Raw genomic sequence first — 18,028 nt, forward strand, 5'->3', positions numbered from 1 at the left:
GGATCCTCCCTGCGAATGACCCCTGGTCATCGCATCGGATGATGTTCGCGACCCCATCGAATCCGTACGGTGGGGGCATGAACCCGGCGCGCGCGGCCATGCAATGGATCCAGGCGCACCCGCGGGTCGCCGACTGGTTGCTCGTCGCCCTGTTGACCGCGATCACGATTCCCGTCGCGGTCTGGGCGGTGCCGGACGGCAACCAGCGCTCCCTCGGCCCGCTCGGCTGGGTTCTCGTGCTCGCCATGAACGTGCCGGTCGCCTGGCGTCGCACCGCACCCATCGCGGCGCTGTGGGCCACGGCCGCGCTCACGGCGCCCTACTGGGTCCTCGACTACCCCGACGACGCGACCGGCCCCGCCCTGATCATCCTCGTCTACAGCATCGCGGCGCACGGACGCCGGCCCCAGGCGGTCCGCCACTTCTGGGCCGCCTTCCTCCTGCTCACCTCGGTGATGATCGCCGGCGTGATCTCCGACCAGGACGACGTGCCGTGGGTCGCGGTGCCGGCGAACGTGATCATCTTCGGCACCGCGTGGATTCTCGGCGACAACCTGCGCACGCGGCGCCAGTACCTCGCCGAACTCGAGGAGAAGGCCGCGCGCTCCGAGGAGCAACAGGCCGCGGAGGCCGAGCGGGCCGTCGCCGAGGAACGCACCCGCATCGCCCGTGAACTCCATGACGTCGTCGCCCACTCGATGAGCGTGATGGTGGTGCAGGCGGGCGCGGCGCGGCGGGTCATCGACCAGAACCCGGTGCAGGCCGGCACCGCGCTCGCGGCGATCGAGGAGACCGGCCGCGAGTCGCTCACCGAGATGCGGCGGGTCCTCGGTGTCCTGCGCGGCGAGGGCGATACCGCCGAGCTCGCCCCGGCGCCCGGCCTCGCCGACTTCGATCGGCTGCTGCACCACTGCGAGGAGGCGGGCATGCCCGTCGAACTGATCGTCACCGGCGACGTCCGCCGTCTCTCCCCCGGCTTGGAGATGAACGCCTACCGGGTCGTACAGGAGTCGCTCACCAATGCCCTCAAGCATGCGGGACGAGCCTCCGCGACGGTCACGCTCCACTACGCATCGGACACCCTGCACGTGTCCGTGCACGACGACGGACGAGGTGCCGCCGCGATCACGGCGGGCGCCGGCCAGGGCATCGTCGGCATGCGGGAGCGGGTCGAGGCCTACGACGGCACCCTCGCCGCGGCGCCGCGTCCGGGCGGCGGGTTCGCGGTCGAGGCGACGTTCATGATCGGGGACGAGCGATGAGTGACACCCTGCGGGTCGTCGTGGTGGACGACCAGGCGCTCATGCGGACCGGTTTCCGGATGATCCTCGAGTCCGCCGACATCGCGGTGGTCGGCGAGGCCGAGAACGGCCTCGAGGCCATCGACGTGGTCGGGCGGGAGCGGCCCGACGTCGTCCTCATGGACATCCGCATGCCCGAACTCGACGGCGTGGAGGCCACCCGGCGCATCATCGCCACCCAGCCCGCCACCCGCGTCCTCATCCTCACCACGTTCGATCTCGACGAATACGTCTACGACGCGTTGCGCGCCGGCGCCGCCGGATTCCTGCTGAAGGACACGCCGCCCGAGCGGCTCATCGATGCCGTCCACGTCGTGGCGACCGGCGAAGCGCTGCTCGCGCCGAGCGTCACGAGGCGACTGGTCGAGCAGTTCACCGCGGCGGCGCCGGCCACGCCGGTCCCGGCCCCCGGCCTCGACCAGCTCACGGAGCGCGAGACGGAGGTGCTCCAGGCGATGGCCCGCGGGCTGTCGAACGCGGAGATCGCCGAGGCCCTCTTCGTGGGCGAGACCACGGTCAAGACCCATGTCGGCCGGGTGCTCATGAAACTCGGCGTACGCGACCGCGTGCAGGCCGTCGTCGTGGCGTACGAGTCCGGCATCGTGCGTCCCGGCCAGGGTTGACCCCGAGTCGATCCCTGAGTCGACCCTGAGGCCGAATCCTCCTTGCGGACGACCCGCAATCCACTTGCAGCCGGACGACGCAGGACGCTCTCATCCGTACGGTCGAAGACATGACAGTCCTCGATCTCCCAATCGACACATCCATCCACCCCCACACGAACATCGCGGCCAGCGCGGTCGGTGTCTCGAAGACCTACGGGTCCGGCGACACGACGGTGCGAGCACTCGACGATGTCGACGTCGACTTCGTGACGGGCCACTTCACCGCGATCATGGGGCCATCGGGCTCCGGCAAGTCGACGCTCATGCACTGCCTCGCCGGGCTCGACACGGTCAGCGCCGGCCAGGTCTTCATCGGCGACACGGACCTCTCGTCGCTGTCCGAGCGCGAGCTCACGCTCCTGCGCCGTGACCGAATCGGGTTCATCTTCCAGGCGTTCAACCTCGTGCCGACGCTGTCGGCCATGGAGAACATCACCCTGCCGATGGACCTCGCCGGGACGGAGCCGGACGCCGACTGGCTCGCCCAGGTCATCGAGACCGTCGGGCTCGCCGACCGGACCAGCCATCGTCCGAACGAACTCTCCGGTGGTCAGCAGCAGCGCGTCGCCGTCAGCCGGGCGCTGGCGAGCCGGCCGCAGATCATCTTCGCCGACGAACCGACCGGCAACCTCGACTCCACGACCGGCGCCGAGATCCTCGACTTCATGCGTCGGGCCGTGCGCGAGCTCGGCCAGACGATCGTGATGGTCACCCACGACCCGGTCGCCGCGTCCTACGCCGACCGCGTCGTGTTCCTGGCCGACGGCAAGATCGTCGACGAGATCCACGCCCCCACCCCGGAGACCGTGCTCGACAGCATGAAGGCGCTGGGGAACTGACCGATGCTGCGACTCACCCTCCGCAACCTCGCGGCCCACAAGGCCCGGTTCGCCATGACCACCTTCGCGGTGGTCCTCGGCGTCGGCTTCGTCGTCTCCAGCTTCGTCATGAGCGACGGCCTCCGGTCGACGTTCGACGACCTGTCCGAGGACATCACGAGCGGCACCGACCTGCTCGTCCGCCCCACGAGCGAGTTCGGCGATCCGATGCCACTCGACGAATCGCTGGTCGAACAGGTCATCGCGATCGACGGTGTCGAGAACGCCGTCGCCTACATCGAGAGCGACCAGAACGAGATCCAGCCGATCAAGGCGGACGGCTCGACCATCACCACCTCGGGTCCTCCGCAGATCACGTTCGCGTGGATGGATGACGCCTCGATCGGCACGTTCACGATCGTCGAGGGCCGTGCCCCGCTCGGTCCGGACGAGTTCTCGATGGATCTCGACGCCGCAGCGCGCCACGACTTCGTCGTCGGTGAGACCTACGACATCATCACGCCGTCCGGCGTGTGGGAGGACGTGGAGCTCACGGCCACCACCCGCTTCGGCGAGGACAACACCACGGTCGGCGCCACGTTGATGCACGTTTCGATCGACGAGGCCCAACGGCTCTTCGGCGAGCCCGGCGCCATCGACGAGGTGCCTCTCAGCCTCGAGCCCGGCGCCGATGCCGACGCCGTCATGGCCGACATCCAGGCGCTGCTCGGCGCCACGTCGGCCGAAATCGTCGACCAGGCCACCGTCACCGCCGAGCAGCAGGCCGAGTTCGACGAGGGCGTCACGATCATCGGCAACGTGCTGCTCGGGTTCGCGATCATCTCCCTGTTCGTCTCGATCTTCATCATCTACAACACGTTCGCGATCGTGCTGGGCCAACGGGTCCGGGAGATGGGCCTGCTCCGGGCGATCGGCGCCGACGCGGCCCAGCTGCGCCGGTCCGTCCTCGGCGAAGCGATCATCGTCGGCCTCGTCGCGAGCCTCATCGGCCTCGTGGCCGGCGTCGGCATCGCCGCCCTGCTCAACGCGCTCTTCGAAGTCCTCGGCGCCCAGCTCCCGGCCTACCCCACGATCCTCGCCACCCGCACGATCGTGTTCGCACTCGTCCTCGGCGTCGGCGTCACCCTCGTCTCGTCGATCGCCCCCGCGCGCGCCGCGGCCTCGGTCTCCCCCATCGAGGCGCTGCGCGACGGTGGAACGGTCACGCCCGAGGACGGGCGCAGGCGCCTGACGCTCGGCGGCACCACCCTCGCCGCCGGGCTCGCCCTCGGCGCCTTCGGCCTCTTCGGTCCGAGCCTGTCGACGATCGGGTTGATCCTCACCCTCGGCCTCGCCGCGGTGATGGTCTTCCTCGGGCTGACCCTCGCCAGCCCGGTCGTCGCCCGTCCGCTCACGGGCGTACTCGGCTGGCCGCTCTCGAAGGTCATGGGCTCGGCGGGTGCGCTGGCCCGGGGCAACGCGAGTCGCAACCCGCGCCGCACGGCCACCACCGCCGCCGCGCTCATGATCGGGTTGTCGCTCGTCACCATGGGTTATGTGGTGGGCGAGTCCGTGAAGACGAGTCTCGGCAACCTGATCGCCCGGTCGGTCACCGCCGACTATGTGATCGCCGGCAACGAGGACAACTCGGGGATCTCCCCCGCACTGGCCGACGAGCTCGCCGCCACCGGCCGGTTCTCCGCCGTCACCGGCATGCGCTACGACGAGGCTCGACTCGGACCCGACGTGCGGGAGGTGACGGCGCTCGACCTCGGCACGATCGACGAGCTGTTCGACATCGATCTGCAGGCCGGGACGATCCCCGACAGCGACGCGACGGACGTGATCCTGCTCCACGACGAGCTCGCGGCCGATCTCGGCGTCGGCGTGGGCGACACGGTGCCGATCGAGTTCGCCGCCGGGACGACGACGGATCTCGAGGTCCGCGGCATCTACGCCGACAAGACGATCTTCGAGGACCCGCTCGTGCCGGACCAAGTGTTCGACGACGGCCTCGCCGCCACGACGGACGAATGGATCGCGGCGTCGCTGCCAGACGGCGTGTCGACGGCCGACGTCGCCCCCCTCCTCGCGCAGCTGCAGGCGACCTACCCGCAGGTCGACATCTCGACGACCTCGGAGTTCCAGCAGTCGTTCGAGGACACGATCGACTCGTCCCTGCTCGTGGTGAACGCCCTGTTGGCGCTGGCGATCGTGATCGCCCTCATCGGCATCGCCAACACCCTGGCGCTGTCGGTCCACGAGCGCACCCGGGAGATCGGTCTCCTGCGGGCGGTCGGCATGACCCGGCGCCAGACGAGGCGGATGATCCGCTGGGAGGCCGTGCTGGTCGCCCTCTTCGGCGCCGTCCTCGGCGTCGGCGCCGGGACGGTCTTCGGGTGGGGCGTCGTGCAGGCGCTGCCCCAGGACAGCTTCGGCGGATCGCTCACCATCCCGGTCGCGCCGATCATCCAGGTCGTCGTGCTCGCCGCCCTCGCCACGCTGGTCGCCGCATGGCTACCGGCCCGACGCGCCGGCAAGCTCGACGTCCTCGATGCCATCAGCCACTGAGACGAAGCAGGTGAAGCGGGGGTCAGACCCCGCTTCACCTGGGGTCTGACCCCCGCTTCACCTCAGGCGTCGTAGAAGCCCGGCGGGTGGAGGCCGACGAGGCGACGTTCCCGGTCGGTCTTCGCTCGCCGGACCGCGGCATAGCGGAGATGGTTGACGTGTTCGGTGAGCTCGATCCGCTGGGCGAGGTCCCGCCGGCCGTAGTGGACCTGCAGGAAGAACCGGCCGGTGTCACCGCTCGGGATCGGGGGCAGGCGGCGGTGCCACGTGTCCGACACGAACATCGCCACGTCGCCCGCCTCGCCGGTGAGCGGCACCGGACCCCGGTTCTCGTAGAGCACCCCGAGGCGGCTCACGGGCCGCAACGGCGGCGCCTGCCCGGATCGATGGCTCCCCGCCAGCACGCCGGTCGGCCCGCACGCGAGCGGACAGTCCTGCAGCAGGATGTGGACGCCGATCGCGAACACCGGATACGGAATGCGGTCGTCCCACGGCACGCCGGGCGCCCGGGGCACGTGGGGCCCGGCGTCGCAGTGCCACGCACCCCCGTCGACGGCCCGCGGATCGTGGGGCTGGTTGCGCCAGCTGGTGTTCGCGATGACATGGCAGTCCTCGCCGAGCAGTGGCTCGATCACGTCGAGGATGCCCCGATGCCCAGCCGCCTCCTGCGCGGCGGCGCTCTTGTTCAGCATGCCGTGGCGGAAGTCCGCGTAGTCCGCGGCCGTTCGTCCCCGGACCCGGACCGGCGGCCGTTCGGTGGCGAAGACCGCTTCGATCTCACGACGCAGCCGGGCGATCTCGGCACCGGTGAACACCGCCCGCAGCACGGCGTACCCCTCGCGTTCGAGCTGGTGCGACGCCTCCGGCCCGTCGTCGCGGAGGAACAGGTATCCCGCTCGCGTCAGCACAGGGCGATGCTAGGTGACGACGTGACCACAGACCATCGCCGAAGTCGCCACGCTGTCGCACCCGCTGCGTAAGGTTTGACGGTCCATCCCCCACTGGAGTTCGCATGACGCAAGCCACTGTCACCGCCGGCACGGCGGCCCGCGCCGTCGGCGCCACCAAGATCTACGGCGAGGGCGACACCGAGGTGCGCGCCCTCGACGGTGTCGACGTCGAGTTCGAGCGGGCGAAGTTCACCGCGATCATGGGGCCGTCCGGCTCGGGCAAGTCCACCCTGATGCACTGTCAGGCGGGGCTCGACACGCTCACCGCCGGCCAGGTCTTCATCGGCGACACCGACCTGTCGTCGCTCGCCGAGCGCGACCTCACCCTCCTGCGGCGGGACAACGTCGGCTTCGTCTTCCAGGCGTTCAACCTCGTGCCCACCCTCTCCGCGCTCGAGAACATCACCCTCCCGATGGACCTCGCCGGCACCACCCCCGACCCGGCGTGGCTCGAGGAGGTCATCCGCACCGTCGGGCTCGCGGATCGCGTCGATCACCGGCCCAACGAGCTGTCGGGCGGCCAGCAGCAGCGCGTCGCCGTCAGCCGCGCGCTGGCGAGCCGGCCGCAGATCATCTTCGCGGACGAGCCGACCGGCAACCTCGACTCGACCACCGGCAACGAGATCCTCGACTTCATGAGGAAGGCGGTCGACCAGCTCGACCAGACCATCGTCATGGTCACCCACGATCCGGTCGCCGCGGCCTACGCCGACCGGGTCGTCTTCCTGGCCGACGGCAAGATCGTCGACGAGATGATCGACCCCGACGCCGAGCAGGTCATCGACCAGATGAAGCGACTGCGCTGATGATCTGGAAGCTCATCCGGCGCAACGTGGCGGGGAAGCCCTTCCGCTTCCTCCTCACCTGCTCCGCGGTCACCGTCGGCGTGATGTTCACCGTCGGTGTCTTCGTCTTCACCGATGCGCAGCGTTCCCAGTTCGCGGCCCTCGCCGAGGACATCGAGGGAGGGACGGACTACGCCGTCCGTACGTCGATCGAGTTCGGCGACGACACGTTGCGACCGCCCTTCGATCTCGCCGTGAGCGATCAGATCGCCGCCGTACCGGGCGTGACCAACGTCCAGCCCTACGTCCTCAAGTTCGACGTGATCCCCCGGATCGACGACGAACGGTTGATCGCCTCCTTCGGCGTGAACATCGGACTCAACTGGCCGACGGACTCGGCGACACCTCGCCTGTTCATCAGCGACGGCGAGCCCCCCGCCACCGGAACCGAGTTCGCGATCGACAGCCGCGCCGCGGAGGACTTCGGCTTCGAACTCGGCGGGACCTACACCATCGACACGCCGACCGGGCCGGGCGACTTCGTCCTCGTCGGGATCTTCCATTTCGCGGATCCCGAAGTGAGCCAGCTGTTCGGCGACACGATCCAGGTCGCCTTCGACACCGAGACGGCCGTCGAGGTCCTCAACGGCGGGGTCGGGATCGATCGCGTCGAGTTCTCGACCACGGCCGACCTGACCGATGACGAATTGTTCGCCGCCCTCGAGCCGATTCTCCCACCGACGCTCGAGATCGTCACCGGCGAGCAGCTCGTCGAGGAGCAGGAGTCGGACTTCGGCGAGTTCGTCGACATCTTCCGGACGGTCCTGCTCGCGTTCGCGATCATCATCCTCGCGGTGTCGGCGTTCGTCATCTTCAACGTCTTCACCATTCTCATCGGTCAACGGGTCCGCGAGCTCGGTCTGCTGCGGGCCATCGGCGCCTCGGGCAACCAGGTCACGAAGGCACTGCTCGGCGAGGCGCTGCTGGTCGGGGTGGCGTCCACGGCCATGGGCATCGTCCTCGGGATCGGGTTCGGGTGGTTCATGGGGTGGCTGCTCGGCACCCTGCAGTTCGGTCCGTCGACCAGCGAGTTGATCATCACCCGCACCGCGCTGATCTGGGGCGTGGCGGTCGGCGTGATCGTGACGATGGCGAGTGCGATCGTCCCCGCCCTGCGGGCCCGGCACCTGACACCGATGATGGCGCTGCGCGAGGACGGCCGCCTGCGCCAGATCGTCCCCGTGCGCAATCTCGCGATCGGCGTGCCCCTGGTGATCGGGGCCTGGGCGCTCTACGTCATCGGCATCGCGATCGGCGGCGACTCCGACTGGCCGGTCTGGATCGTGATCCCGTTGTTCGGCTTCGGCGCCGCGTTCGCGAACGCCTACGGCCTCCGTCGCATCGACGCCGCCGCGGGTCGATTCGCCATGCTCGGGTTCGGCGCCATCTCCATCGTGCTCACCGTGGTGCTGGATCTCGACGTCGGCGAACTCCTGCTCCTGCTGGCCGTCGCCGCGGTCACGCTCTTCCTCGGGGTCAACGCCATCAGTCCGCGGCTGGCGCGGCCCGTGAGCCACTTCCTCGGACGGTGGCCGCTCGCGATCCTGCTGCTCCTCGGCGGCATCGCGCTCACCCTCGCCGGGGTCGGCGCCCTGGTCGGCGCGGCCGTGCTCCTGGTCCAGCTCCTCGCCGATGTCTTCGGAAGCGGCGACGCCACCGCGATGGGCGCCCTGGCCGTCGTGCTCCTCGGCCTGTTCGGCGCTCTGATCGCGCGGGTGGGTTACCGCACGGTGGACGCCAGCCTCATCATGGGCTGGTCGTGGCCGGCCGGGCTCGGCGGCGTCATCGTCTTCGGCATCGGCGCGATCGGTGTGATCAGTCTGGTGACCGGGGTCATCGGTGTCCTCACGTTCGACTTCGGCGCCGCCACGATCACCTCGCTCCTCGTCGGCGCGGTCGCCACGGTGCTCGCGGCGGTGGCCCGCAGGAAGCTGCCCACGACCATGAAGGCCAACGCCCGCATGGCCCGTGAGAACGCGGGCCGGAGCCCGCAGCGGACCGCGTCCGCGGCCGCGGCGCTGATGATCGGCCTCGCTCTCGTCACCACCGCCGCCGTCGTCACCGACTCGTTCAAGGCGACCTTCGCCGACGTGCTCGAAGAGCGCGTGATCTCGGACTTCTTCATCTCCCACGAGAACTTCGCCCCCAACACCTCGTTCAGTCGCGAGCTCGCCGGCGACCTGAACGACGTCGCCGAGGTGGAGTCCGCGATCAGTTTCCGATTCGCCTTCGAAGCCTTCCGATTCAGCGTCGACGGGTCGACGCGCGACGCCTCGGCGGTCGAGCTCGAGACCTCCCTCGACCACTTCGACCCCGGATTCCTCGACCTCGATCCCTCGCTCGTCGGGCCCGGCTCGATCTGGATCCACGAGGACGTCGCCGCCGACACCGAACTGAGCGTCGGTGACGCCCTCGGGATCACCTTCAACGACGGGTCGATCGAGCAGGTGCGAGTGGCGGCGATCTACGAGGATCTGAGCATCTACGGCTCGGCGGTCGTGGACCTCAGCCTCTGGGAATCCCACTTCCCGACGGCCAACGACCAGTTCGTGAGCCTGCTCGTGGCCGACGGGGTCGACACCGAGGACGCCCGCGCCGCGATCGAGGCCGTGGCGGTCGACTACCCGGTCAACGTCGACACCCGCGACGAGTTCCAGGAGCGCCAGGAAGGGATCATCGACCAGTTCCTCCAGACCTTCACCGTGCTGCTCCTCGCCGCGATCCTCGTCGCCGTGCTCGGTATCTCGATCACCCTCGCGCTGTCCGTCTTCGAACGGACCCGCGAACTCGGCCTGGTCCGCGCCGTCGGCATGACCCGTCGCCAGATGATGCGCATGGTGCTCTTCGAGGGCGCGATCATCGCCGCGTTCGGCGGCTTTCTCGGCGTCGTCCTCGGCACGGTGTTCGGCGCCGCGGCGGTGACCGTCATCCCCGACACGTTCATCAGCTCCGTCTCGATCCCGGTCGGCACGCTCGCCGCCTACCTCGCCCTGGCATCGATCGCCGGCATCGCCGCGGCGATCATCCCGGCTCGCCGCGCCGCCCGGCTCAACGTCCTCGAGGCGATCTCGCAGGGCTGACCGGACGTGCTGGTGGGCCGTACGGCCCAGAAATCCCCTCAGTTCGGGTCCAGAAACGCCGACAGAACCACCGATGGAGCGGTTCGGACCCGAGACGGGCATGCCATGACAACTCACCCTGTGACCGTGGTGGTCGCCGGCGACCGTGGTCTCGGCGATGCGCTCCAGGCCCCCCGTGGAGACGGCATCGACGTCATCGACCACGTGACCACCGGCAACGACGCCGTCGCCCGCGTCCTCGCCGAGCTCCCCGACGTCCTCCTACTCGACGCCCGGATCGAGGAGGTCGACGCCCGCGCCGTCTGTCGTCGACTCCGCGAATGGGCGCCGGCCACGCGCGTGCTCGCCGCCACCCACCTCGACGACGAACGGGCCTACACCACGATGGTCGCCGGCGCGACGGGCGCCGTGCTCCTCAGCGACGACGAAGCCACCGTCGCCCGGGCCGTCCACGACATCGCTCGCGGCGAGGCGTTGCTGCTCTCGCGGATGGCCGTGCGCCTGCTCCACGACCTGGACGCGTGGGCCGAGCGCTCGGCCGACCCGCTGTACCCCCCGCCGACCCTCACGGCCACCGAGCGCGAGGTGCTCACCTCCATCGGCGCCGGCGACGACAGCCGCACCATCGCGGCGACGCACGCCGTGACCCCCCACCTCGTGAACCTCCACGCCGGCTTCGCCGTCACCAAGCTGCACCGCTACGTGCACGGCGCCGAACGCCTCGCCGCCCAACAGCAGTAGCTCAGCCGCCCCGCTGGCAGCGTTCAGCCGCCCCGCTGGCAGCGTTCAGCCGCCCCGCTGGCAGCGGGGGCACCACCACGTCGTGCGGCCCTGCGTCCCACCATCCGCGGTTCTGATCCCGGTCCCGCACACCCGACACCCCTGCCCGTGTCGGCCGTAGACCGCCAGGCCGCCGCGGAACGTCTCGCGCCGCCAGCGTCCGAGGTTCGCCTGGAGTTGGGTGGCGGCGGTCTCGTACAACGTTCGCACGGTCGCCGCGTCGACGTCGCCGAGTCGGACGTGGGGATCGACACCACAGGCGAACAGGGCCTCGCACTTGTAGACGTTGCCGATTCCCGCCGCGAGCCGCTGATCGAGCAGCACATCGCCGATCTGGGCATCCGGGTCGGCCCACGCGTCGACCCGTCGGACGACCTCGTCGATGTCGACCGGAGGACGACACAGGTCCGGCCCGAGATGATCGAGCGCGCCGTCGCCGCGACGCCCGATCTCGACCACCGGGGCCGCGAAACACACCGCCGTCGCGTCCGCGGTCTCGAGCACGGCCCGGGCGAGATGGCGCGGTCGACGCCAGCGGGCACCGCGCTCGTAGAGGTGCCAGGCCCCGGTCATCCGCAGGTGGGTGCGCAGGATCAGACCCCGCTCCACCTCGATCTCCAGATACTTGCCGCGGGCTCGGACCTCGGTGACCACGTCGCCGGGCTTCAGCCGGTCCATGCCCCGCAGCCGCGGGAACGACACGTCGGTGAGCGTGCGACCGTCGAACGCGGGGCCGAGTCGGAGCGCCAGGTTGTGGAGCGTGTCGCCCTCGGGCACCGTCAGTCGACGCCGAGTACCGCGGCCACGTCCTCGGCCACCCGGTCCACCGCGCGACGCGCTTCCCGGCTGATCCCACCGAACACGGTGAAGGAGTGGGTGAGCGAAGTCTCGCACCGGTGCGTGACCGGCACCCCGGCCGCCGCGAGCGCCTCCGCGTAGGCGTTGCCCTCGTCGCGAATCGGATCGAAGCCCGCCGTGACCACCACGGCCGGTGCCAACCCCCACAGCTCGGTGGCGAGACCGGGGCTCGCCCGGACATCGGTGCCCGCGCTCGGGTCCGGGAGGGCGTGGTGATCGAAGAACGCCAGCGCGTCGGCAGAGAGCGGGAACACCTCGGCGCAGGAGTCCCGACTGCCGCCCGTGTAGGTGTGGTCGATGCCGGGGTAGAGCAGGATCTGGGCGACGGGCTGGCGCACACCTCGGCCCCGGGCCTGCTGGCACACGACGGCGGAGAGCATGCCCCCCGCGGAGGTGCCGGCGACGGCGACCCGGGCCGGGTCGACCCCGAGGCCCTCCGCATGTTCGACGACCCACTCGTGCGCAGCCACCCCGTCGTCGACGAAGGCCGGGAACGGGTACTCCGGGGCGAGGCGGTAGTCGACCGACACGATCACCGCGCCGCAGCGCTCGGCCAGCGTGGTGCACAGGGCGTGATCCGAATCGAGATCGCCGATCACGAACCCGCCCTGGTGGTACCAGACGATCGCCGGCGCGGCCCCCGTGGTCGCGGTCGGATGGTAGATCCGCACGGGAAGGTCCCCGCCGGGCCCGGGGATGGTGCGGTCATGGGTGGAGACCGACTCGACGGGCTCGTGCTGGGTGATCTTCACCATCTCCGCGAACCCCTCCCGCATCGACTCCGGCGTCGGTTCATCGCCGGCCATCTGCTTGAGCGCGGCGGCCGCGAACACCTGCATCTGGAGGTCGAGGGTGTTGCCGTCGATCACCAGCGGTTCGCCGGCCATGCGGCGCAGGACGCGTTTCGGGAGCCGGCTCGTGGTGCGGGCGGCGGCGCGAGCGATTCGGGTGCGGGCGGACACGGCTACTCGTCTCGGAGGACGGCCACGTCGTGCGGGTGGCTCTCCCGCAGGCCGGCGCCCGTGATGCGCACCAGTCGGGTGCGGTGGCGCAGATCGTCGAGATCGGCGGCCCCCGCGTAGCCCATGCCCGAGCGGAGCCCACCCATGGTCTGGGCGATCAGCTCGGCCATCGGTCCCGCGTAGCGCACGCGGGCCTCGACCCCCTCGGCGACATGCTTTCCCGGTGCCTGGCCGGTGCCGTAGCGGTCCGTGGCCCGACCCCGCATCGCGCCGGCCGAACCCATGCCCCGGTAGGTCTTCCACATCGCGCCGTCGACGAGCTCGAGGTCTCCCGGTGCCTCGTCGACGCCGGCCAGCAGGTTGCCGAGCATCACACAGTCGGCGCCGGCGACGAAGGCCTTCACGATGTCGCCGGAAGTGACCACGCCGCCGTCGGCGATCACGGGCACGCCGAGGTCACGAGCCGCCGCCGCGCACTCGTGGATCGCCGTCATCTGGGGCATGCCCGCCCCGGCGACGACGCGTGTCGTGCAGATGCTGCCCGCCCCGACGCCGATCTTGATGACGTCGGCACCAGCCTCGGCGAGGGTCTCGACCCCCTGGCGGGTGACGACGTTGCCGCCCACGACGGGGAGGTCGGGCCAGCCCTTCTTGATCGTGCGGACGGCATCCACGACACCCTGCGTGTGGCCGTGGGCGGTGTCGATGACGAGCATGTCGACCCCCATCGCCTCCAGGGCCTCGGTGCGTTCGGCGGTGTCGGTGACACCCACGGCGGCCGCGACCCGGAGCCGGCCGTCGCCGTCGAGCGTCGAGTCCGGGTTCTCGATGCGCTTCGTGATGTCCTTCACCGTGATGAGACCGGCCAGGCGGCCATCGTCGTCGACCAGGGGGAGCTTCTCGATCCGATGCTTGTGCAGGATCGCCACCGCATCCTCGATCGCGGTGCCCACCGGCGCGGTGACCAGCGGCGCGGGGGTCATGAACTCGGTGACCGGCTTCGCGTACTCGTCGGCCGTGCAGAACCGGATGTCGCGGTTGGTGAGGATGCCGGCGAGGCGCCCGTCGGGCTCACAGATCGGGACGCCGCTGATGCGGTGGCGGTGCATGAGCGCCTCGGCATCGTCGAGGGTGGCCGTGGGCGGGAGGCTGATCGGCGCGGAGATCATGCCGGCCTGGGCCCGCTTGACCCGGTCGACCTCGTCGGCCTGCTCCTCGATCGAGAAGTTTCGGTGGAGCACACCGATCCCACCGGCGCGCGCGATCGCGATCGCGAGTGGGGATTCGGTGACCGTGTCCATCGCCGCGGACATGAGCGGAACCCGCAGTTCGATCCCGGCGAGAGAGGTGGAGGTGTCGACCTCGGAGGGCAGGACCTCGCTCCAGCCGGGAACCACGAGCACATCGTCGAAGGTGAGCGCTTCCGCGCCAGCGAAGATCTCGTCGTTCATCTGGTCACGATAGACGCTCGGATGACTTGAGACGGGATCGTGCCCGCCGATGATGAGACATGACGTGGAAGCTGTGGATCGCGGGCCTGGTCGTTGCCGCGTCCTGTGCCGCACCGCAACCCCCCGATGCCTGGTCGGTCGACCGCGTCGCCACGGACGAGGAGGTCCTCACCGACGCGTTGTGCGGCGACGTCGCCGAACTCGCGCTCGGGTCCCTCGCCGACCAAGCCGATCTGCAGGTCGTCCTCGACGAACTCGCCCGGCTCGGCGCGCTCGCCGGGGCGACCGGTGCGCTACCGACGATCGTCGCGATCGAGACCACCCTCGCCGACGAGTCGTTGAGCGAACACCGGGCCTCCGTGCAGCTGCACGACCTTCTCGTCGAGGCGGCGGCCGAGCTCGACGAGGCCACGAGCGCGGCCTGCGACATTCCCGCGTTCAGCGCGATGTACGCCGCGACGGGCTTCGGCGATTGCCATCTCGAGCTCGAGATTCCGATCGCCGCCTACACCCTCGCCGGCGAACCCGGCACCTGCAGCACCGACGATCTGCCGCGGCACCTGCCGTGCTGGAGCAATGACGGGAACCACCTCGCGGTCGACTGTGTGACCTCCCTGATCGTGCAGGTCGTGGACGGGGAATGGCGACCGGCCGGTGAACCGCGGGAGATCTCGATCGACCGGGTGGATCCCGACGCCCCACCACCGCCGGACACATTCGTCCTCACGGACACGCCCGAATGCGTTGCCGTGGCATCGCTCTTCCTCGACGGGCCGACCCCGAACGGGGCGATCCCCGACTACGACCGGCTCCGGCTCGCGGTGGCCGGGCTCGACGCCGTCACCCGAGCGCTGGTCGACGACTTCATCGCCGCCGCGTCGGACCCGCCGAGCCTCGACGAGTTCCAGGCGTTGGTCTCGTCGCTCGACGAAGCGACGGTGGACGCCTGCGGGCTCCCGCTCGTCAGCGCCTGGGCGACGGTGACCTCGACGGTGTCCGAGCTGCCCTGCTGGGTGGCCACGGACCGGGCCTACCCGGCCTATCGCGCGGCGGCGTGCCCCGAGGGCACCTGATCAGACGCCGAGCCGGTCCGCGTCGTCCGGCGTGATCGGCAGACCCGCGACTCCTTCGTCCTCGAGCTCGCGGTAGAGATCCCGATAGCGGGCGTCGAACGCGGCCGCGCGGGCGGACGACATCTCCGCCCGCCACCGGCCGGTGTGTGCCTTCTCGGGATCGACGGCGCGGGCGAAGTAGCGCTCGATCGCCTTCGTCCGTTCGAACCCCGCGCACGCAAGTACCTCGTCGAGGCGTTGCTCGCGGTGAGTGAGGGCGAACTCCTCGAAGCGCACCCGCATGACCCGGTCCGCATCGGCTCGCGCCATCGCGGCGTGGCCGGCCCGCACCCGGGCGGCCCACCAGTCGAGGGCGTCGTCGGGCGAGTCCGGGCCCCAGGCCATGGTCACCACGCTCGCGGCGACGTCGCGCCCGTCACGGACGATGTCGAACACCCGGGCGCGGGGGAACACCTGCAGAAGGACGTCCGTGGCCGCGGTGTTGTCCGGGGTCGTCTCCACCCAGGTGCGGGCCCCGCGACCGTGGGCGTACGGGTCGACCAACCGGTGCGCGAAGGCGCGCAGCGCACTGGCGGGATCGCCGCCGTCGGCGCGGAGTCGTTTGGTCGCCTCGCTGAGCTCGCCCGACGTGGCGAGGAGGAGCAGCCCTTTCGGGCTGCCGCTCGCGCCGGCGATGCCGTACCAACGCGACCGGACCCGGTCAGTGAACTCGTCGATGCTCTCCTCGCCGCGCAACACTCGGCCGAACCCACCCTCCGAGGAGTGGAACCGCAGCTCGGTGCGGATGACGGCGACGTCGGGGTGCTGGCCCAGCAGACGACCGAGCATCCAGGTGCCGCTGCGACCCGTGCCCCCGACGAAGAACGGTCCGGGCGCGGCGTCGTCGATCTCGTCGGCATCCGCCTCGGCTCGGCGGAGCCGGGCGCGGAGGTAGTTCACCTCCTGCTCGAGGTCGGCAACGGTCCGGCGGAGGGAACGCTCGTCGTCGGCCATCAGTCCTCCCGGTCCTCCTGCTCGGCCGCGCGCTTCTCGGCCTGAGCGGCGCGCCGGGCGCGGCGCTCGACCATGTCCTCGCGGTAAGCCGTGACCACCTCGCCGGCGTCGCCCCACATCACCTGGCGGCCCGCGTCGATCCAGAGTGCGACATCGCACCGGCGCTTGATCGTCGACAGCGAGTGGCTCACCAGGAACACCGTGGACGCGCCGTCGACGAGCTGCGACACCCGCTCGTTGCTGCGGTCCTTGAACTCCTCGTCGCCGACGGCGAGCGCCTCGTCCACGAGGAGGATGCGAGGTTGGACCGCCGTGGACACCGCGAACTGCAACCGGGCCTTCATCCCCGACGAGTACGTCTTGAAGGGGCGGTCGATCGCGTGGTCGATACCGGCGAACTCGATGATCTCGTCGAGCTGATCGAGCATGGACTTGCGGCTCGCGCCGAGTGCCGTTCCTCCCAGCACGATGTTCTCCCGGCCGGTGAGATCACCCTTCAATGCGGCGCCGACCCCGAGCAGGACCGGGAAGTCGGTCACCTGGATCGATCCGGCCCGCACCGGCATGAGTCCGGCGACGGCGCGCAGCAGGGAGCTCTTTCCCGAACCGTTCCGGCCGATGACGCCGACCGTCTGGCCCTCGTAGGCGGTGAACGACACGTCGTCGACCGCGATCACGAACCGACCGCGGTCGGTGGAGGTCGCCGCCGCCCGTTTCGCCTTGCGCGACTGGCGGCCGGCGACGCGGTAGGCCACCTGGACGTTCTCCACGACCACGGCCGGAGTGGGCTCAGACACCGCCGTACTCCAGCTCGTGACGACGGAAGAACCAGAGCGCGACGATCACGATGCCGACCGCCCACACGATCCCGACCAACCACCGCCACCCGGAGGTGGTCCCCTCGAGCAGGGCGTCGCGCCCGATGGTGAGGTACACGTTGGCCGGATTGGCCTCGAAGAGGACGCGCCACTCGTCACCGAGCTTGTCCTCCACCCGGCTGATCGGATACAGCACGCCAGACATGTAGAACCACAGCCGCAGCAGAAAGGGCAGCAGTTCGTCGAGGTCGCGGAAACGAACCGTCGCCCGTGACGCCGCCAGAGCCAGCCCCGCGTTGAACACGAGCTGCACCAGCACCAGCGGCACGAGCAGGAACCACGTCAGGGCGAACGGTTCACCGGTCGCGATGACGACGGCGACGATGACGATGATCGAGGGGAGGAAGATGAGCAGCTCGGCGAGCACCGTGGCGATCGGCAGCACCACCCGGGGGAACCGGATGCTCTGCAGCAGCGACCGGTTGTTCAGGATCGCCCGGGCGCCCGACGACATCGACTTGCGGGTGAACGTGAACATGAACACGCCGATGACGAGGAACCCCAGATAGTTGTCGAGTCCCCGGGTCACGTCGAAGAGCACGCCGAAGATGAGGTAGTAGACCCCGACGAGCAATGTCGGATTGAGGATCTGCCACAGGCTTCCCAGCGCGGTGTCGACATGATGCGCCCGGGCGTCGGCGCGCGCCAACGAGGTCGTGAAGTCGCGATATCGCCAACTCTCCCGCAGGTAGGCCGCGGTGGAAGGCACCTCCCCGACGTCACGCAGCGCAGTCATGTGGTCCTCGCCATGCGCCGAGAGGCTAGCGGCTGCCCGCAGGGGCCCCGATCCGCGACGGTAACGT

The 18,028-nt window shown here is 70.1% G+C and carries 15 protein-coding genes; 8 read left to right on the top strand and 7 right to left on the bottom strand.

What is annotated here, in order from left to right; translation table 11 throughout:
- Positions 1 to 77: 77 nt before the first annotated feature.
- From R8F63_14605 to R8F63_14620, 4 genes are all read left to right on the top strand, one after another.
- Positions 78 to 1,262: a histidine kinase gene (locus R8F63_14605; protein MDW3219842.1), complete on the top strand. Its 1,185-nt coding sequence runs from the start codon at positions 78 to 80 to the stop codon at positions 1,260 to 1,262.
- Positions 1,259 to 1,924 (top strand): response regulator transcription factor, encoded by a 666-nt coding sequence (locus R8F63_14610; GenBank protein MDW3219843.1) that lies wholly within the window; start codon positions 1,259 to 1,261, stop codon positions 1,922 to 1,924. Before R8F63_14605 ends, R8F63_14610 begins: the two co-directional genes overlap by 4 nt.
- A 110-nt stretch (positions 1,925 to 2,034) precedes the next feature.
- On the top strand, positions 2,035 to 2,805 hold the full coding sequence (locus R8F63_14615) for an ABC transporter ATP-binding protein (protein ID MDW3219844.1): 771 nt from the start codon (positions 2,035 to 2,037) through the stop codon (positions 2,803 to 2,805).
- A 3-nt stretch (positions 2,806 to 2,808) separates the two neighbouring features.
- A complete protein-coding gene (locus R8F63_14620; GenBank protein ID MDW3219845.1) occupies positions 2,809 to 5,355 on the top strand; it encodes an FtsX-like permease family protein in 2,547 nt (848 codons plus the stop codon).
- A 62-nt stretch (positions 5,356 to 5,417) separates the two neighbouring features.
- On the opposite strand, the gene R8F63_14625 is transcribed toward R8F63_14620, so the two are convergent.
- The gene (locus R8F63_14625; GenBank protein ID MDW3219846.1) at positions 5,418 to 6,263 is read right to left on the bottom strand and encodes a phytanoyl-CoA dioxygenase family protein; all 846 of its coding nucleotides are present in this window, start codon (positions 6,261 to 6,263) and stop codon (positions 5,418 to 5,420) included.
- Between the two features lie 104 nt (positions 6,264 to 6,367).
- Between R8F63_14625 and R8F63_14630 the strand changes: the two genes are divergently transcribed.
- From R8F63_14630 to R8F63_14640, 3 genes are all read left to right on the top strand, one after another.
- Entirely contained in the window at positions 6,368 to 7,111 is a 744-nt protein-coding gene (locus R8F63_14630) for an ABC transporter ATP-binding protein (protein ID MDW3219847.1), read from the top strand.
- A complete protein-coding gene (locus tag R8F63_14635; protein ID MDW3219848.1) occupies positions 7,111 to 10,230 on the top strand; it encodes an FtsX-like permease family protein in 3,120 nt (1,039 codons plus the stop codon). Before R8F63_14630 ends, R8F63_14635 begins: the two co-directional genes overlap by 1 nt.
- Positions 10,231 to 10,335: 105 nt before the next feature.
- On the top strand, positions 10,336 to 10,971 hold the full coding sequence (locus tag R8F63_14640; GenBank protein ID MDW3219849.1) for a hypothetical protein: 636 nt from the start codon (positions 10,336 to 10,338) through the stop codon (positions 10,969 to 10,971).
- A gap of 45 nt (positions 10,972 to 11,016) precedes the next feature.
- On the opposite strand, the gene R8F63_14645 is transcribed toward R8F63_14640, so the two are convergent.
- Genes R8F63_14645 through guaB form a run of 3 tightly spaced genes read right to left on the bottom strand, consistent with a single transcriptional unit; the run spans position 11,017 to position 14,281 of the window.
- On the bottom strand, positions 11,017 to 11,787 hold the full coding sequence (locus R8F63_14645) for a DNA-formamidopyrimidine glycosylase family protein (GenBank protein MDW3219850.1): 771 nt from the start codon (positions 11,785 to 11,787) through the stop codon (positions 11,017 to 11,019).
- A 2-nt stretch (positions 11,788 to 11,789) separates the two neighbouring features.
- The gene (locus R8F63_14650; protein MDW3219851.1) at positions 11,790 to 12,830 is read right to left on the bottom strand and encodes an alpha/beta hydrolase; all 1,041 of its coding nucleotides are present in this window, start codon (positions 12,828 to 12,830) and stop codon (positions 11,790 to 11,792) included.
- A 2-nt stretch (positions 12,831 to 12,832) separates the two neighbouring features.
- On the bottom strand, positions 12,833 to 14,281 hold the full coding sequence (guaB, locus tag R8F63_14655; protein ID MDW3219852.1) for an IMP dehydrogenase: 1,449 nt from the start codon (positions 14,279 to 14,281) through the stop codon (positions 12,833 to 12,835).
- A 59-nt stretch (positions 14,282 to 14,340) separates the two neighbouring features.
- On the opposite strand from guaB, the gene R8F63_14660 reads away from it, so the two are divergent.
- Positions 14,341 to 15,354, top strand: a complete 1,014-nt coding sequence (locus R8F63_14660) for a hypothetical protein (GenBank protein MDW3219853.1) — start codon at positions 14,341 to 14,343, stop codon at positions 15,352 to 15,354.
- Here the strand turns inward: R8F63_14660 and R8F63_14665 are convergent, their stop codons facing one another.
- Genes R8F63_14665 through R8F63_14675 form a run of 3 tightly spaced genes read right to left on the bottom strand, consistent with a single transcriptional unit; the run spans position 15,355 to position 17,961 of the window.
- A complete protein-coding gene (locus tag R8F63_14665) occupies positions 15,355 to 16,347 on the bottom strand; it encodes a sulfotransferase (protein MDW3219854.1) in 993 nt (330 codons plus the stop codon).
- Complete coding sequence (locus tag R8F63_14670; GenBank protein ID MDW3219855.1) at positions 16,347 to 17,144, bottom strand: ATP-binding cassette domain-containing protein; 798 nt, start codon at positions 17,142 to 17,144, stop codon at positions 16,347 to 16,349. Before R8F63_14670 ends, R8F63_14665 begins: the two co-directional genes overlap by 1 nt.
- Positions 17,137 to 17,961: an ABC transporter permease gene (locus tag R8F63_14675; protein ID MDW3219856.1), complete on the bottom strand. Its 825-nt coding sequence runs from the start codon at positions 17,959 to 17,961 to the stop codon at positions 17,137 to 17,139. Before R8F63_14675 ends, R8F63_14670 begins: the two co-directional genes overlap by 8 nt.
- Positions 17,962 to 18,028 lie beyond the last annotated feature (67 nt).

The sequence above is a fragment of the Acidimicrobiales bacterium genome (genome assembly GCA_033344915.1).
GTDB lineage: Bacteria > Actinomycetota > Acidimicrobiia > Acidimicrobiales > Aldehydirespiratoraceae > JAJRXC01.

What these genes read in the sequence shown, in the direction of transcription:
- R8F63_14605 (MDW3219842.1), top strand. Translation starts at nt 78, where the DNA reads ATGAACCCGGCGCGCGCGGCCATGCAATGGATCCAGGCGCACCCGCGG.
- R8F63_14610 (MDW3219843.1), top strand. Translation starts at nt 1,259, where the DNA reads ATGAGTGACACCCTGCGGGTCGTCGTGGTGGACGACCAGGCGCTCATG.
- R8F63_14615 (MDW3219844.1), top strand. Translation starts at nt 2,035, where the DNA reads ATGACAGTCCTCGATCTCCCAATCGACACATCCATCCACCCCCACACG.
- R8F63_14620 (MDW3219845.1), top strand. Translation starts at nt 2,809, where the DNA reads ATGCTGCGACTCACCCTCCGCAACCTCGCGGCCCACAAGGCCCGGTTC.
- R8F63_14630 (MDW3219847.1), top strand. Translation starts at nt 6,368, where the DNA reads ATGACGCAAGCCACTGTCACCGCCGGCACGGCGGCCCGCGCCGTCGGC.
- R8F63_14635 (MDW3219848.1), top strand. Translation starts at nt 7,111, where the DNA reads ATGATCTGGAAGCTCATCCGGCGCAACGTGGCGGGGAAGCCCTTCCGC.
- R8F63_14640 (MDW3219849.1), top strand. Translation starts at nt 10,336, where the DNA reads ATGACAACTCACCCTGTGACCGTGGTGGTCGCCGGCGACCGTGGTCTC.
- guaB (MDW3219852.1), bottom strand. Translation starts at nt 14,281, where the DNA reads ATGAACGACGAGATCTTCGCTGGCGCGGAAGCGCTCACCTTCGACGAT.
- R8F63_14660 (MDW3219853.1), top strand. Translation starts at nt 14,341, where the DNA reads ATGACGTGGAAGCTGTGGATCGCGGGCCTGGTCGTTGCCGCGTCCTGT.
- R8F63_14665 (MDW3219854.1), bottom strand. Translation starts at nt 16,347, where the DNA reads ATGGCCGACGACGAGCGTTCCCTCCGCCGGACCGTTGCCGACCTCGAG.
- R8F63_14675 (MDW3219856.1), bottom strand. Translation starts at nt 17,961, where the DNA reads ATGACTGCGCTGCGTGACGTCGGGGAGGTGCCTTCCACCGCGGCCTAC.